Origin of the sequence: Kitasatospora sp. NPDC127035 (assembly GCF_042726075.1) — a bacterium.
In the GTDB taxonomy this organism is placed as follows: Bacteria; Actinomycetota; Actinomycetes; order Streptomycetales; family Streptomycetaceae; genus Kitasatospora.
In genome coordinates this window covers 1-14,596 of the sequence record NZ_JBHXDN010000083.1, presented here as the reverse complement: position 1 = coordinate 14,596, position 14,596 = coordinate 1, and the positions used below count along the sequence as shown (strand labels likewise).

Sequence of the window (14,596 nt, the reverse complement as noted above, 5' to 3'; positions counted from 1 at the left end):
TTCCGGCGGGGCCGGAACCGGAAGGTAGTGGTTCCGGGCGTCCGCTCCGCTGTCATATGCCGGTACGGACCGGTGCGGAGGAGAACACCGGGGCGGGGCAGCCCGCCTACGCTCCATGGTCATGCGCACATCATTCCTGAGCCGCCTCGGCCTGCCCGCGATCCTCGCCCTCCTGATCGGCCTGATCCTCTCGGCCGCCCCCGCCCATGCCGACACCCCCCTGCTCTCCGTGTCCTCCGACAAGGCGACGGCGACCCCGGGCTCCTCGGTCACCCTGACCCTGACCCTGACCAACCCGCACGACACCCCCGTGCAGTTCCTCTACGAGTCCATCCAGCCGACCTACGGCACGACCCAGGCCACCGGCCTGAAGTACGCCTTCGCGTCCTGCGGCGGCAACGTGAGCAGCTGTGACACCGGCGCCACCAGCGGTCTGGTCCACCACTCCGTGCCGGTCGCGGCGGGTGCCACCACCACCGTCACGCTGACCTACGACATCGCCGCCGACTCGGCCTGCGGCAACGGTGCGCGCATCGACTTCTACACGTACCTCTACTACGAGTACGCCTCGGGCACCGCCTCCGACTCCGGCATCTTCAACGTCCCCGGCAACGAGGTCACCTGCTCCTGATCCCGACCCCGCCCCGCCCCCGCTCCGGGCCGCAGCGCCCGGCCGGGGCCGCCCGGAACCCCCGTCAGGTGCCGATCGCCCCCGTACCGGCACCTGGCGGGACTCCGGCGTTTCCCCCGGGGCGCCGGTGGCCCACCGGGTCGGCGGGCCGCCGCGTGTGCGGCCCGTGCGCCCCGCGGATTGTCGGACCCGGATGGCAGGCTCGGCGCATGGCCGAACCGGTGACCACTGACATGTCGACGACCGCCCCGGGCGGGGGCGCGCCGCCGATCCCCGAGGCCGTCGCGGCGGCGATCCGCGCACGGGCCGGTGACCGGCTCGCACCGCTGGTGCACCGGCTGTTCCGTTCCTCGCTGGTCCTCGGGCCGGTCACCGGCGGCGGCGAGACGGGTGGTGGTGAGAGGGGCGAGGGCCGGCTCGGAGGGCTGCCCGCGCTGCCGGCCGGGACGGCCTGGCCCGCGTTCTCCGGCCGTCCGATGCGCTTCCTGGCCCAGCTGGACTGCGCCCGACTGGCCGCGGCGTTCCGGGCGACCGGGCCCGGCGACCGCTGGCCGCTTCCCGCCGACGGTCTGCTGCTTTTCTTCCACGACGAGTGGCTCGCGGACTTCAGCGGCCGCGGCTGCCGGGTCCTGCACGTGCCCGCCGGGGCGCCGCCCCGAGCGGCACCGCCGACCGAGCACGGCACACCCGCCGTCCCGGCCGTCCCGGTCCGGGCGTCGTGGGCGCTCTCCGCGCCGTCCTACCAGGACCGCGAGCTGGAGAACCTGTTCCCCGACGACTTCCTGGTCGCGCTCGACCTCGCCCTCGACCTCGCGGACCAGCTGCCCCGGCCGGCCGTGCGGGTGCTCGGCTGGTGCGACACCGACACCGGACGCCCCGAGGGCCACCGGCCGCTGCTCCAGATCGGGAGCGGCGCGCTGGACACGGCACGGGGCGCGTGCGCCGACGTCTCGTTCTGGATCACCGACGAGGACCTCGCGGCGGGCCGCTTCGACCTGGTCCGGCACGGGTTCGAGACCGTTTGACGGGGTCGGGCGCGGAGCCCCCGACCTGATCGGTACCGGCCCCGCACGGCCTTCCGCCCGGGACGGCCGGGCGACCGCCGGGCGACCGCCGGGTGGACGAACGGCGGGAACCGGCGGACTCGTCCTAGGCTGGGGTGAGGCCCGGAACGAGGGACCGGGCGCCCTGCCGGGGGTCGGTCGGGCGGTACGGCGGGGCGGTGAGACGAACGTGGTCCCAGAGCGAGAGCGGACCCCGGAGGACGCGGAGCCGGGAACGGAGTCCGCGCCGCACCGCGCGGCCGCTCCTGCCGACAACACCGATGCCGACAGCACCGACGCCGACAGCACCGACGCCGTCGGCACCGCACGCAGCGCCGACGTCGCGGCCGGCACCGACACCGCCGCCCCCGCCGTCGAGCTGCTGCGCGCGGTGCGCGCGCACCCGGGCCGTCTGCCGGAGCTGCTCGCGGTCTTCGCCGTCCGTCACCGCGGCCCCCGGGCCGCCCGGCGGACCGCCGCCCTCCGCGCGTCCCGCCCCGACGAGACCACGGGCGAGCTGGCCGTCCGGGCCGTCACGCACGCCCGGCGGGTCAGCCAGTCCGAGGGAGCGTTCGTCGGCGGGCCGTTCCTCTGGCTGGTGCCGTTCGCCTTCTGCAGCGCGCTGCTGGCCCAGGGGCAACTCCTCCTGGAGCTCGCCGCCCTCGCCGGGAAGGACCCGGTGGCACCGGCCCGGGCCGCCGAGATCCTCGTCCTCCAGGGGGCGTACCCCGACCTCGCCGCCGCCGAGCGCGCGCTGGCGTCCGGCCCCGATCCGGTGCCCGGCGGTGCGCCCGCCGGTCGGGACCGCCGGACCCGGCGCATCCGCGGATTCGCCTCCCTGATCCGGCGGATGGCCCGCCTGCTCGGGCTGACGAGCGAGGGCGAGGACCCGCCGCCGTCCCGTTGGCGTTCCGCCGGCGGGTGGGCGCTGCTGGCCGTGGTCTTCCTCCTCGGTACGGTCGCCCCGCTGGTCTGGCTGCCGTACATGGGGGCCTCCTACAACCGGGCCACCGACCGGATCGCCACGCGTGCGGTGGGTTTCCACTTCGGCGGCGCTCCGGCGGGCTGGTCCGGGCCCCGCCGGACCCGCACCGACCCCGGGATGGTGGTGGCGGCCGCCCGGGCCGTGGCCTCGCTGGCCGTCCCGCTGGGAGCGGTCGTCGTGCTGCTGCTCGCCGACGTCCGGCTGTTCGAGAGCCGGTGGCCCGCGCTCGCCTTCGTGGTGATCGGGCTCTCCGCCCTGGTGGGCACCTTCTGGTACGTGGCACGACGGCGCGAGCGGGACCACCGGGACCGCGGCGAGCCGTAGCGGGGGGCGGGCCGTCGAGGGCCGGGTGCCCCGCCCGCTGCCCGGACCGGGTGTCCGCCCGCCCCGTGGACCGGGGAAGCGCCCGGCCGCCGCCCGCCCCGGACCCGTACGGCCGCTGCTCCCAGGCCCTCTGACGGATGGTCACCGCACGAAGGTTAGGCTGCCCGCAGGGCCGCGTGGAGCGGCCGGGAGAAGGGTGACACGGGTGCGAACCGTACGAGACCAGCGTGTGAACGGCGGGCCTGCCGACGCCGCCGGCACCACCACCGGCGCCGACATCACCATCACCGACGCCGGCGACGGCGCGCGCACCACCGCAGGTGCCGGCAGCACGGGGACGGCGGCCGGGGCCGGCCGGCGCCCCAAACTGCGCGCGGTACCCGGCCACCGGCTCGCCGGGCTGCCGCAGCTCGCCGGGGCGGACGAGCGGTTGCGGCACGAGATCGCGGTGGTCGCGGCGGTGCTGCCGTTCAAGGTGAACAACCACGTCCTGGAGGAGCTGATCGACTGGCGGCGCGTCCCCGACGACCCGATGTACCGCCTGACCTTCCCGCACCGGGACATGCTCCCGGCGGAGCTCTTCGACCGGATCTCCGCGCTGATCTCCGCCGGCGCCCCGCGCGAGCGGCTCGCCGAGGCGGTGGCGGCCGCCCGGCGCGCGCTCAACCCGCACCCGGGCGGTCAGCTGGAGGAGAACATCCCCGAGCTGGACGGCCGCCCCGTGCCCGGCCTCCAGCACAAGTACCGGGAGACGGTGCTGCTGTTCCCCGCCCAGGGCCAGAGTTGCCACGCCTACTGCGGCTACTGCTTCCGCTGGGCCCAGTTCGTCGGTGAGCCGGACCTGCGGCAGAGCCTGCCCGGTCCGGCGACCGCGCTGGACTACCTGCGGGCCCACCAGGAGGTCGCCGACGTGCTGATCACCGGCGGTGATCCGCTGATCATGTCCACCGCGCGGCTGGCCGGCTACGTCGAGCCGCTGCTCGGTCCCGGGACCGAGCACCTGCGGACGATCCGGCTGGGCACCAAGGCGCTGGCCTGGTGGCCGCACCGGTTCACCACCGACCCGGACGCCGACGACCTGCTCCGCCTGTTCGAACGTGCGGTCGCCGCCGGGCGGCAGGTGGCGGTGATGGCCCACGTCAGCCACCCGCGCGAGCTGGCCGGCGAGGCGGTCCGGGCGGCCGTGGCGCGGATCAGGTCCACGGGGGCGGTGATCCGGGCCCAGGCGCCGCTGATCCGGCACGTCAACGACTCCCCGGACGTCTGGGCCGCGATGTGGCGGGACATGGTGCGGCTCGGCATCGCGCCGTACTACCTGTTCGTGGAGCGGGACACCGGGGCGAGCTCCTACTTCGAGGTGCCGCTGGCGCGGGCGGTGGAGATCTACCGGGACGCGGTCCGCCAGGTGTCGGGGCTGGAGCGGACGGCGCGCGGGCCGGTGATGTCGGCCGGGCCGGGGAAGGTCTGCCTGGACGGCGTCGCGGAGGTCGCGGGTGAGCGGGTCTTCGTCTGCCGGTTCCTGCAGGCCCGCGAGCCGGAGCGGGTGGGCCTGCCGTTCTTCGCCCGGTACGACGAACGGGCCACCTGGTTCGATCAGTTGAGGCCGGCGTCGTTCGAGCGGAGGCCCTGGTTCGCGGGGGATTCGCAGCTCGCGGGGGAGCCCGCGCTGGTCTGATCGGCCCTCGGCGCCCGACTCTGTTCGACAGGCGAACACGTGTTCCAGTCGCCCGCACCCCGCCGGCCGGGGTGCGGGCGTTCACGGTGCTCCGTTCGGGTGAGGTGAATCGTTCCTACGTCTGGACGATTCGCATGCGCAGAAACGTGTCGGCGTTGTGGGGACCGGCTGACGGATTCAAACCCTCCGCTCGGAGAGATTCACCCTATCGGGGGGCACTCCACCGCCATACGGGGTCGGTCGGGCCTTGGTGATCTAGGGTTCCCGGTGGATCGACCGAGTGGCGCTCCACCTCGTGAACGCCACCAACACCCTTGCCGATACGTGTATCTGATGAACCGTCGAGACCGTTCACCCGGCCACCGCCGACCGGGCGGCCCCGTCGGCGGGACCTGCGCAGACGACGTGACCTGACCAGATGAAGGAGAGCCCTGCCGATGCCCGTGGAGACCAGCCCGGAGACACAGCAGGTGGTGCAGTCGAGCCTCACTACGGCCGCTGCCCGCAATCTCGCCACCACCACCAAGTCCGCGCCGCAGATGCAGGAGATCACCTCCCGCTGGCTGCTCAAGGTGCTGCCCTGGGTGCAGGCCGCCGGTGGCGCCTACCGAGTGAACCGCCGCCTCACCTACACCGTCGGCGACGGCCGGGTCGAGTTCATCAAGACCGGTTCCGAGGTCCGGGTCATCCCGCAGGAGCTGGGCGAACTCGCCCTGCTGCGCGGCTTCGAGGACGACGGGGTGCTCACCGCGCTGGCCGACCGCTGCGAGCAGCGCGACTTCGGCCCGGGTGAGGTGCTCGCCGAGCGCGGAGCGCCCGCCGACCGGATCTACCTGATCGCGCACGGCAAGATCAACCAGATCGGCACCGGCAAGTACGGTGACGAGACGGTGGTCAGCGTGCTCGCCGACGGTGACCGCTTCGGCGAGCACGCCGTCCTCGACGCCGACGCCGTCTGGGAGTTCACCGCCAGGACGGTGACCTCCGGTACCGTCCTCTCGCTGCCCCGCCGGGACTTCGAGGCGATCCGGGACGGCTCGCCCGCGCTGCAGGAGCACCTCGGGGCCTTCCTCGCCCTCCCGCTCCAGCGCCAGAACGAGCGCGGCGAGGCCGAGATCGCCATGTCGGCCGGCCACCACGGCGAGTACGAGCTGCCCGGCGCCTTCGTGGACTACGAGCTCAAGCCGCGCGAGTACGAGCTGAGCGTCGCCCAGACGATCCTCAAGGTGCACACCCGGGTCGCCGACCTCTACAACCAGCCGATGAACCAGATCGAGCACCAGCTCCGGCTGACCATCGAGGCGCTGCGCGAGCGCCAGGAGCACGAGCTGGTCAACAACCCGGAGTTCGGTCTGCTCAACAACGCGGACTTCGCCCAGCGGATCCAGACCCACTCCGGCCCGCCCACCCCGGACGACCTGGACGAGTTGCTCAGCCGCCGCCGCGACCCGGACTACCTGCTCGCCCACCCGCGGGCCATCGCGGCGATCGGCCGTGAGTTGAACTCGCGCGGGATCTACCCGCACCACGTCGACCTCGGCGGGCAGCAGGTGCCGGCGTGGCGCGGGGTGCCGATCCTGCCGTGCAACAAGATCCCGATCACCAAGGAGAACACCAGCTCCATCCTGGTGATCCGGACCGGCGAGGACAACCAGGGCGTCATCGGCCTGCACCAGACCGGCCTCCCGGACGAGTACCAGCCCGGCCTCTCGGTCCGGTTCATGGGCATCGACGAGAAGGCGATCATCTCGTACCTGGTCAGCGCCTACTACTCGGCCGCGATCCTGGTGCCGGACGCGGTCGGCGTGCTGGAGAACGTCGAGGTCGCGCACGGCCGCCGCTGATCCGTGGCGCCGCGCGCCCGGCCCGCCTCGACGCGGCGGCCCCGTCGTGACGACCGTGCCGTGACGACCGTGCCGTGACGACCATGCCGTGACGAACCCGTCGTGACGACCGGTCCGGCCCGTGACCCGGGCCCCGGGCTCGCGACCGGACCCGGTCCGGCCGTGACGGGCCGCCCGCATGATCGTTTCACCTGGTACCGGACGGCCCGCCCCCCGAGGCGGGCCGTCCGGTGTCGGCCCCCTTCCGGCGCCGTCCGACCTTCCTGACGACACGAGAGGTGCATGGAGCCCATGCCCCAGTCCCAGCCGCCCCGACGGATACCGGTGGACGGGCAGTCGTGACCGCGGACCCCACCGCCGCGAGCGACGGCACTCCGAGAGACGACGCTGCGAGCGGCGGTACCCGGCGCGACGGCGTCACCCGCAGCCGTGACCCGATCGGCGCCGGCACCACCCGCGCGCGGCGGATCCGGCTGGCCGGAGCGGCGGCCGGGGTGGCCGCGCTCTGCGCGCTGTTGAGCGGTTCGGCCGCCGCCAGGACCTCGGGACAGCACGGCGGAGGGCGCCCGCACGGACCGGTCGTCACCACCTGCGTCTCCACCGGGACGGACGTCTCGGTGGGGGTCGGCCCCGGGGGCGTGGACGTCCAGGTCGGCGTCGACGTGGAGGTGGACGTCACCGTCGACCTCTCCGGGACGTCGCACCACCCGGGCTCGCCGACCCCGAGGCCGTGGCCGCCGAGACCCTGGCCCACCAAGCCGTGGCCACCGAAGCCGACGCACAGCCATCCGTGCCCGACGCCCACGCCCAAGCCGACACCCACCCCGACCCCGACTCCCACACCCACCCCGACCCCGACCCCGAAGCCCACTCCGACCCCGACCCCGACACCCACCCCGGTGCCGACACCGCCGCCGACCCCCGCGCCGGTGCCGCCCCCGGCTCCGCCCTCCCCGACGCCGAGGCCCACCACGCCGCCCGCGTCCCCGCGGCCGGTGCCCACCCCGGTACCGACGCCGACGACCCCGCGGCCCACCGCACAGCCGGTGGTGCCGCCCCCGCCGGCGCCCCGCCCGCCCGCGCCGACGCCACCACCGCCCCCTGCACCGCAGACCCAGGCGCCGCAGAGCCCGGCCCCCGAGCCGGTGCGACCTGCCCCGACGGTGAAGCCCGTCCGGATCCCGCAGGCCCCACCGGTGCAGGCCCCGGAGCGGCACCACGGCGCCGCGCCGACCCGGACCATGCTGGTGATCACCGTGCCCGCCGTGCTCGCGGCGGTCGCCCTGCGTCCGCGCGGAGGCTCCGGCCGAGGCGGCTCGGGGGGTCGCGGAGGCGCCGGCGGTTCCACCGGGTCCGCCGGTTCGAGCGGCTCCGGCGGCTCAGGCGGTACCGGCAGCTCCTGACACCGCGTCGGTCCGACGTGAGCACCACCGGGCCGCCCGCAGCGGCTCGCAGTTCCGCCCCCGGTGCACCCGGCCCGTGCCTCCCACCCCGGCACGGGCCGGGTCCGATCCGATTCAGCCCGATCCGATCCGACGAATGACCCGACCCAGAGAGGAGTTCCCATGTCCGAGTGGTTGGCGCTGGCCATCGCCATGCTGGCGGCCTGTGCCGTCGTGGTGGCGGTGGTGCTGCTGAGGCACCGCCGCGCCGGTGAGGACGAGGACACCGACGAGACACCGGACGTCATCGAGTACATGACGATGATGATCGGCGTGGTCTACGCCATCGTGCTCGGCCTGGCACTCGCCGGTGTCTGGGAGGCACGCGGCGTGGCGCAGGACGACGTGTTCCGCGAGGCGCAGGCGCTGCACGAGGTGAGCGAGCGGGCGCAGGTCTACCCGGTCGAGTTCCGTGACAAGGTCCGTGCCGACGTCGACGCCTACGTCTCCTACGTGGTCGACGTCGAGTGGACGTACATGCGCGAGAACGGCGAGATCTCCGACCGGGGCACCGAGCTGCTCGCGAAGCTGCGCAGTGATGTCGCGACCCGTCCGCCGGCCACCGACCTGGAGGCCCAGGCGTACCAGCCGATCATGGACCGGATCGGCATCGCCGACGACGCCCGCAACGCGCGGGGCCAGAACGCCGGACCGACCATGCCGGGCGTGGTCTGGTTCGGCCTGATCGTGGGCGCCGTGGTGACGGTCGGGATGGTGTTCGCCCTCCAGATCAGGCGCTCGGCACGGGAGTTGCTGCTCGCCGGGGTGTTCAGTGCGCTGATCGCCTTCCTGCTCTTCCTGATCTGGGACTTCGACGACCCGTTCGGCCGGAGCGTCTCGGTCACCACCGAGACGTTCACCGACCTGTTCCCGGCACTGGGCGGCGGGAAGGAGTGACCGGCCGGTCGCGCCCGTCACCCGGACCCGTCTCCCGGCGGCCCCGGCCTTCGATACTCTGATCGGGCCGTCGGGGGCCGGCCCCGGCGTGCATGCCGAGAGGATCCGTGCGCGTGGCCTACCGACAGCCCCACCAGGGCGACCCGTACCCGACGACCCAGCGCCCCGGGCGCGCCTGGTGGTGGCTGCCCGCCGAGGAGCGCCGGAGGCGGCGCCGCCAGCGCAAGGAGTGGAAGGCCTACCTCCGCAAGCACGGGGAGAAGAAGAAGGACAACGACTGCCTGGACAACCTCGACTGCAGCGGCGGTTGTGACGGTCCCTGCCTGCTCCTCTTCTTCCCGGTGATGACGGTCGCGGGTATCCGGTTCGCGCTTGCCGGAGGCCGCGGCCGACGGCACGGCGGCGCGGCGGGCCGGGTCGACCCGGCCGCGCCGGTGCCCGGCGGTTTCGCGGCCGGGGTGCTGTACGGGGCCGTGCGCCACTACCGCACCGAGATCAGCCCCGGGCGGCCGGCCTGCTGCCCGTACACGCCGACCTGCTCGACGTACGCCGTCCAGGCGCTGCACCGGCACGGCGCGGTGCGCGGTGCGCGGCTGACCGTCGGCCGGCTGTTGAGCTGCCGCCCGGGTGCCGCCCGCCGGGGTGGCGGCGTCGACCCGGTGCCGGAGCGCTGACCGGGCCGGGCGGCCCGGCAGACGGAGGGGCCGCGCGGATCACGGTCGAGAGGTGATCCGCGCGGCCTCCGGCATCAGCCGGCGAAGCGTCAGTGCAGGCTGCTGTTCATGGCGTTGAGCAGCGAGCCCGAGGCGTCGTCGTTCTCCAGGGCGAAGGCGAACAGGCCCGCCAGACCTTTGCTCCTGGCGTACGCGCCACGGGCCTGGATGGCCTGCGGGGTGTCACCGGTCCAGAAGTTGGTGCCGTCGTACACCCAGGACGACTCGGTCACCGGGTCCCAGTGGGTGTTGGCGGCGGTGGCGTTGAGCTCCTTCCAGGAGGCCAGACCGGCCTCCGCGCTGAGCGGCTTGGCCGGCGTCGGGCCGGTCGCGCTCTGGTACAGGCCGAAGTTCGAGCCGGCCGGCACGCCGGTCCAGCCGCGCCAGTAGAACGGGAGGCCCAGCACCAGCTTGTTCGCCGGGAAGCCGCCCGCGATGCCGTACTCCGGCAGGCCGGTGGTGTAGGCGGCCAGCGTGGTGTCGATGTTGTACTTGCGGTTGCCCGGCGTGATCGGCGTGGTCGGGTCGGCCGGGCTGTCGTGCAGCGGGTCCTGGTGGTTGGTCGGGCCCTTGGCGTCCCAGGCACCGTGCATGTCGTAGGTCATGACGTCGGCGTAGTCCAGGTACGCGCCGATCTTGTCGGTCTCCAGCTGCGCGATCTTGTCCTGGCCGCTGGGCAGGGCGGCCGTCAGCAGGAACCGCTTGCCCTGCGCGCTGCCGAGGGCGTCCAGCTGGGTGCGGAACTCCTTCAGCAGCAGGGTGAAGTTCTGCTTGTCGGCGGGGGAGGTGTGGTTGCCGGTGTGCCCGCCGGCCGAGCCCGGGTACTCCCAGTCGAGGTCGATGCCGTCGAACAGGCCGGCCGCCGAGGCCGCGCCGCCCGCCGGGTCACCGGCGATGTTGGTCGGCAGGTTCCCCTTGAGGAACATGTCGAGGCAGGAGGAGACGAACTTCTTGCGCGAGGCGTCGCTCGCGGCGGCGTCGGAGAAGTACTTGGAGTACGTCCAGCCGCCGATCGAGATGCTGAGCCGCAGGTTCGGGTACTTGGCCTTCAGCTGGCGCAGCTGGTTGAAGTTGCCCTTGAGCGGCTGCTCCCAGACGTCGGCGCTGCCGTCCACGCTGGTGGCGCCGTTGTAGTCGGCCTGGTAGTCGGCGTAGGCGTCACCCGCGCCGTCGCCGGCGTTCGGGTTGTTCTCGTTGGCCGAGTCCGAGGCCTTCACCGCCTGGAAGCAGGTGAGGTTGGTCGGGTGGATGTTGGCGAACGCGTAGTTGATGACGTCCAGCTTGCCGGCCGCACCGCTGGTGTCCACGTTCTTCGCGTGGTACGCGTTCTCGTACACGCCCCACTGGTCGAAGTAGGCCGAGCGGAAGGGGCTGTTGGCGGGGGCGGCGGCGGTGGTGGTGTTCACCGGGGCGGACTGGGCGGACGCGTGACTGCCGGAGTAGCCCTGCACGGTGAAGGTGTACCCGCGGGTCGGCAGCAGCGAGCTGACGGCGACCGAGGTGCCCATGGAGGTGGCCACCAGCTGGTTGCCCGCGTACACCTTGTAGGAGACGGGGCCGTCGCCGCTGGTGAGGGTGGACGGCTGCCAGCTGAGCACGACGGCGTTGTGGGTGACCTTGGTGACCGTGACGCCGTTCGGGGTGGTGACCTTGCCGTCCCCGGCCGGGCCGGTGCCGGTCGAGGTGGCCGTCGGGGTGGGGCTGGTGGTGGCCGTCGGGCTGTTCGACGCGGTGGGGCTGTTCGACGCCGTCGGGCTGTTGGAGGCCGTGGGGCTGGTCGTGACGGTCGGGCTGCTGGTGGCCGTCGGGCTGGAGCTGCTGGTCGGTCCGGCCGGGCCGGTCAGGCTGAGGTCGTCGGCCCGGTAGGCGCCGGTGCCGTACCAGCCGTGCGTGAAGACCGTCACCGAGGTGGTGGCCGCGCCCGTGGTGAAGGTGGTGCTCAGCTGCGTCCAGCCGGTCGCGTTGGGCGCCCAGCTCTGGGAGTTGACGCCGGTCCCGGTCGCGCCGAGATAGACGTAGCTGCCCTGCACCCAGCCGGAGAACGTGTAGGTGGTGCTGGGCCGGACGGCGACCGTCTGCTGGCACTGGGCGGTGTCGGCGGCCGATGCGGCGCCGCTGAGCGCGTAACTGCCGCCGTGCACCGGGGTGGTGACGACGGAGCCGTTGGCGCAGGTCCAGCCGGCCAGGCCGCCGGTCTCGAAGTCGGCGTTGGTCAGCAGGTTGACGGCCGCGGCCGAGGCGGTGTCGAGCGTGAGGGCGAGGGCGGCGCTGCCGGTGGTGAGCGTGGCCGCCAGGGCGAGCGCGGTGGCCCGTCGGCGTGGTGCGGCGGCCCGGCGTCGGGCAGGGCGCGCGGGCATGACCCGGTCGTGCATGGGTGATCCTCCGGAGGAGTGGGGTTCCGGCGGTGCGGTTGGCCCGGGATGGGCCGGGGAGCCGAACCGGGCGCTGTGGGGGCGCGCGGGCGGGTGTGGAGCGCGTTTTCGGGTATGCGTGTGGTGCTCGTGACGCGGACCGGACAGGATCCCGCATCACGACATCACAGATTGGACTGGACCAATATTCGCCGTCAAGGGTGCCCCGCGGAACGGTCGTCGACGACGGCCGGACCGGTACGGTGGCCTCCCGAGGAGCCCCGCGTCGAACGGAGAACGGGTCATGGACAGCCGCGCCTGGGACGACCGCTATGCCGCGAGCGAGCTGGTCTGGGGCACCGAACCCAATCGCTGGGTGGTCCGCGAACTCGCCGGGCTCGCCCCCGGGCGCGCCCTGGACCTCGCCGCGGGGGAGGGTCGCAACAGCATCTGGCTCGCCGGCCGGGGCTGGGAGGTCACCGGTCTGGACTTCTCGACGGTGGCCCTCGGCCGTGCCGAACGGCTCACCGCCGCCCTGCCGGACGAGGTGGCCGACCGCCTGACCTGGCGGCACGGGGACGCCCGCACCTTCGAGGCGCCGACCGGCGGCTACGACCTCGTCGTGGTCGCCTACCTCCAACTGCCCGCGGAGGAGCGCCGGACGGCGCTGCGTCGCGCCGCCGCCGCGGTGGCGCCCGGCGGCACCCTGCTGGTGGTCGGCCACGACTCGACCAACCTGACCGAGGGCGTCGGCGGCCCCCGGGATCCGGAGGTGCTCTTCACCCCGGGTGACGTGCTGACCGACCTGGTCGGTGCCGGTCTGCACACCGTTCGGGCCGAACGGGTGCGCCGTGCGGTGGCCGCCGAGGGTGGCCACCGGCTCGCGACCGACGACGGCGCCGGCGGTGGTGCGGGCGGCCGTCCGGTGGAGGCGATCGACGCCCTCGTCCGCGCGGAGCGGGTCGGCTGACCCCGGGCCGGTCCTCAGGCCGGTCGCCGGTCGCCGGCCGCTCGTTCCGGTGGATCCGGAGCGAAGTGACCAGGTGGCGTCAGTGGCGAACGGTTTGCTGTTTCGTGTACGGGGCGGACGGGTGCATTCGTCATTTCGCAAAACCGTTGAAGCTGAATTCCCCGGCGGTTAGGGTTCGGTCCGGCAGGCGTGTGCTTCGTCTGCCGTCGATGGGAATTCCGACTGATCGAGGGGGATGGCACATGCAGGGTTTCATCCACAGGTCGGCCCGTTTCGTCGGGGCCTCCGTCGCGGTGGCCGCGCTGGCGGTCTCGGTTCTCGCCGGTTCCGGCGGCGTCGCGGCGGCCGGCTCGGCGCCGGTGGGGCCCGCCGCGGCCGGGGCCGCCGGAACGGTGGTGCCGGTCGCCGACCTCGCACTCGCCGATCCGGGGCAGGGCTCGAAGCTGCGGAACACGAACAGCGGGATGTGTCTGGTGGTCCAGGGCTATGCGAACAACACCCAGGCGTTCCAGTACGGCTGCCTCGGTTTCGACGACCAGTTCTGGATCTTCGACCCGGTCTACAACAAGGCCAATGCGTTCCGGATCCGGAATTTCCACAGCGGAAAGTGCCTGGTGGCCCGGGGGACCGCCAATAACGGTCCGGTGGTCCAGACGGACTGCGCGGACTTCGACGACCAGCTGTGGTGGGCGGTCTCGCTCCAGGCGGGCGGCTACTGGTTGAAGAACTACAACAGCAAGCTGTGCGTGATCGTCCGGGGCGGGGACTCCGGCAGCGGGGCGGTCGTGGGCGGCTGCGACAACCGTTGGGCCGACCAGATCTGGACCTGGTAGGCGGCCGGGGCCCTGGGTGCCCGTACTGCGTCCCGGCGCGGTGCGGGCGCGGGCGGCTTCCCGGGCGCGCCCGTGGGGTATGGAGGTGTCCCGGGGTGAATCCGGGGCGCCGGGAAGATCTACACTGTTGTAGATTCATGGGGCGCAGGTGAGGAACGAGGAGGGCGCGATGAGCGTTTCGCTGGCGAAGGGTCAGAAGCTGAGCCTGGAGAAGCCCGGTGGCGGGCGGCTGGGCGTGGTGCGGATGGGTCTCGGCTGGCGGGCCGCGCAGCGCAAGGGCTTCCTCGCCAAACTGTTCGCCGGGCAGGAGATCGACCTGGATGCCTCGGCGGTGCTCTTCGCGGCCGGCAAGCCGGTGGACGTGGTCTTCTTCCAGCACCTCACCAGCGACGACGGCTCGGTGCGGCACAGCGGGGACAACCTGACGGGCGGGGCCGGGGACGCGACCGACGACGAGACCATCACCGTCGACCTCACCGCCGTGCCGGCCGAGGTGGACCAGATCCTGTTCACCGTCAACTCGTTCACCGGCCAGACCTTCCAGGAGGTCGAGAACGCCTTCTGTCGGCTGGTCGACACCCAGACCGGCACCGAGCTGGCCCGTTACACGCTGACCGGCGGTGGCCCGTACACCGCGCAGATCATGGCGAAGATGCAGCGGACCGGGACGGGTTGGCAGCTCGTGGCGATCGGCCAACCCGCCGCCGGACGGACGTTCCAGGACCTGATGCCCGAGCTCGTGAAGCACCTCTGAGCCTCGGCGACGACGAAGCGGAGGGCGACCGGCAGCCGTCCGCACGCACGACCTCGGCCCCCCCCCCCGCACAACGGGGGGGGGGGCGACGGGGGGGGGGCGGGCCCCCCCCGCCCCCCCCCGGCACCCCCCCC

Annotated in this window: 12 protein-coding genes; 11 read left to right on the top strand and 1 reads right to left on the bottom strand. The window is 73.5% G+C overall.

Going from position 1 to position 14,596, the window contains the following annotated elements:
• Positions 1-121: 121 nt before the first annotated feature.
• From ACFWIC_RS35835 to yidD, 8 genes are all read left to right on the top strand, one after another.
• Positions 122-631, top strand: coding sequence for a hypothetical protein (locus ACFWIC_RS35835; protein ID WP_380521133.1), 510 nt, complete (start codon positions 122-124; stop codon positions 629-631).
• A gap of 209 nt (positions 632-840) precedes the next feature.
• Positions 841-1,656: a DUF1963 domain-containing protein gene (locus ACFWIC_RS35830; protein ID WP_380521131.1), complete on the top strand. Its 816-nt coding sequence runs from the start codon at positions 841-843 to the stop codon at positions 1,654-1,656.
• A 208-nt stretch (positions 1,657-1,864) separates the two neighbouring features.
• Complete coding sequence (locus tag ACFWIC_RS35825) at positions 1,865-2,983, top strand: hypothetical protein (protein ID WP_380521129.1); 1,119 nt, start codon at positions 1,865-1,867, stop codon at positions 2,981-2,983.
• Positions 2,984-3,188: 205 nt separating this feature from the next.
• Positions 3,189-4,658, top strand: a complete 1,470-nt coding sequence (locus ACFWIC_RS35820; RefSeq protein ID WP_329881313.1) for a lysine 2,3-aminomutase — start codon at positions 3,189-3,191, stop codon at positions 4,656-4,658.
• Positions 4,659-5,095: 437 nt separating this feature from the next.
• Positions 5,096-6,502: a family 2B encapsulin nanocompartment shell protein gene (locus ACFWIC_RS35815; protein ID WP_329881312.1), complete on the top strand. Its 1,407-nt coding sequence runs from the start codon at positions 5,096-5,098 to the stop codon at positions 6,500-6,502.
• Positions 6,503-6,840: 338 nt separating this feature from the next.
• Positions 6,841-7,905 carry a hypothetical protein gene (locus ACFWIC_RS35810; RefSeq protein WP_380521127.1) on the top strand — a complete coding sequence of 355 codons (1,065 nt, stop codon included), beginning with the start codon at positions 6,841-6,843 and terminating at the stop codon, positions 7,903-7,905.
• A 162-nt stretch (positions 7,906-8,067) separates the two neighbouring features.
• Positions 8,068-8,841 carry a hypothetical protein gene (locus ACFWIC_RS35805; protein WP_329951904.1) on the top strand — a complete coding sequence of 258 codons (774 nt, stop codon included), beginning with the start codon at positions 8,068-8,070 and terminating at the stop codon, positions 8,839-8,841.
• A gap of 113 nt (positions 8,842-8,954) precedes the next feature.
• Complete coding sequence (gene yidD / locus ACFWIC_RS35800) at positions 8,955-9,515, top strand: membrane protein insertion efficiency factor YidD (protein ID WP_355405032.1); 561 nt, start codon at positions 8,955-8,957, stop codon at positions 9,513-9,515.
• Positions 9,516-9,604: 89 nt separating this feature from the next.
• On the opposite strand, the gene ACFWIC_RS35795 is transcribed toward yidD, so the two are convergent.
• Positions 9,605-11,926 carry a glycosyl hydrolase family 18 protein gene (locus tag ACFWIC_RS35795; RefSeq protein WP_380521124.1) on the bottom strand — a complete coding sequence of 774 codons (2,322 nt, stop codon included), beginning with the start codon at positions 11,924-11,926 and terminating at the stop codon, positions 9,605-9,607.
• A 283-nt stretch (positions 11,927-12,209) separates the two neighbouring features.
• On the opposite strand from ACFWIC_RS35795, the gene ACFWIC_RS35790 reads away from it, so the two are divergent.
• From ACFWIC_RS35790 to ACFWIC_RS35780, 3 genes are all read left to right on the top strand, one after another.
• Entirely contained in the window at positions 12,210-12,875 is a 666-nt protein-coding gene (locus tag ACFWIC_RS35790; RefSeq protein WP_329951901.1) for a class I SAM-dependent methyltransferase, read from the top strand.
• 242 nt (positions 12,876-13,117) lie between these two features.
• On the top strand, positions 13,118-13,708 hold the full coding sequence (locus ACFWIC_RS35785) for an RICIN domain-containing protein (RefSeq protein WP_329951900.1): 591 nt from the start codon (positions 13,118-13,120) through the stop codon (positions 13,706-13,708).
• Positions 13,709-13,877: 169 nt separating this feature from the next.
• On the top strand, positions 13,878-14,462 hold the full coding sequence (locus ACFWIC_RS35780) for a TerD family protein (protein WP_329881306.1): 585 nt from the start codon (positions 13,878-13,880) through the stop codon (positions 14,460-14,462).
• Positions 14,463-14,596: the final 134 nt, after the last annotated feature.

Bases quoted from the DNA above. Each gene is read 5' to 3' on its own strand.
- ACFWIC_RS35805 (WP_329951904.1), top strand. From the start codon at position 8,068: ATGTCCGAGTGGTTGGCGCTGGCCATCGCCATGCTGGCGGCCTGTGCC.
- ACFWIC_RS35785 (WP_329951900.1), top strand. From the start codon at position 13,118: ATGCAGGGTTTCATCCACAGGTCGGCCCGTTTCGTCGGGGCCTCCGTC.
- ACFWIC_RS35780 (WP_329881306.1), top strand. From the start codon at position 13,878: ATGAGCGTTTCGCTGGCGAAGGGTCAGAAGCTGAGCCTGGAGAAGCCC.
- ACFWIC_RS35815 (WP_329881312.1), top strand. From the start codon at position 5,096: ATGCCCGTGGAGACCAGCCCGGAGACACAGCAGGTGGTGCAGTCGAGC.
- ACFWIC_RS35795 (WP_380521124.1), bottom strand. From the start codon at position 11,926: ATGCACGACCGGGTCATGCCCGCGCGCCCTGCCCGACGCCGGGCCGCC.
- ACFWIC_RS35830 (WP_380521131.1), top strand. From the start codon at position 841: ATGGCCGAACCGGTGACCACTGACATGTCGACGACCGCCCCGGGCGGG.
- ACFWIC_RS35790 (WP_329951901.1), top strand. From the start codon at position 12,210: ATGGACAGCCGCGCCTGGGACGACCGCTATGCCGCGAGCGAGCTGGTC.
- ACFWIC_RS35835 (WP_380521133.1), top strand. From the start codon at position 122: ATGCGCACATCATTCCTGAGCCGCCTCGGCCTGCCCGCGATCCTCGCC.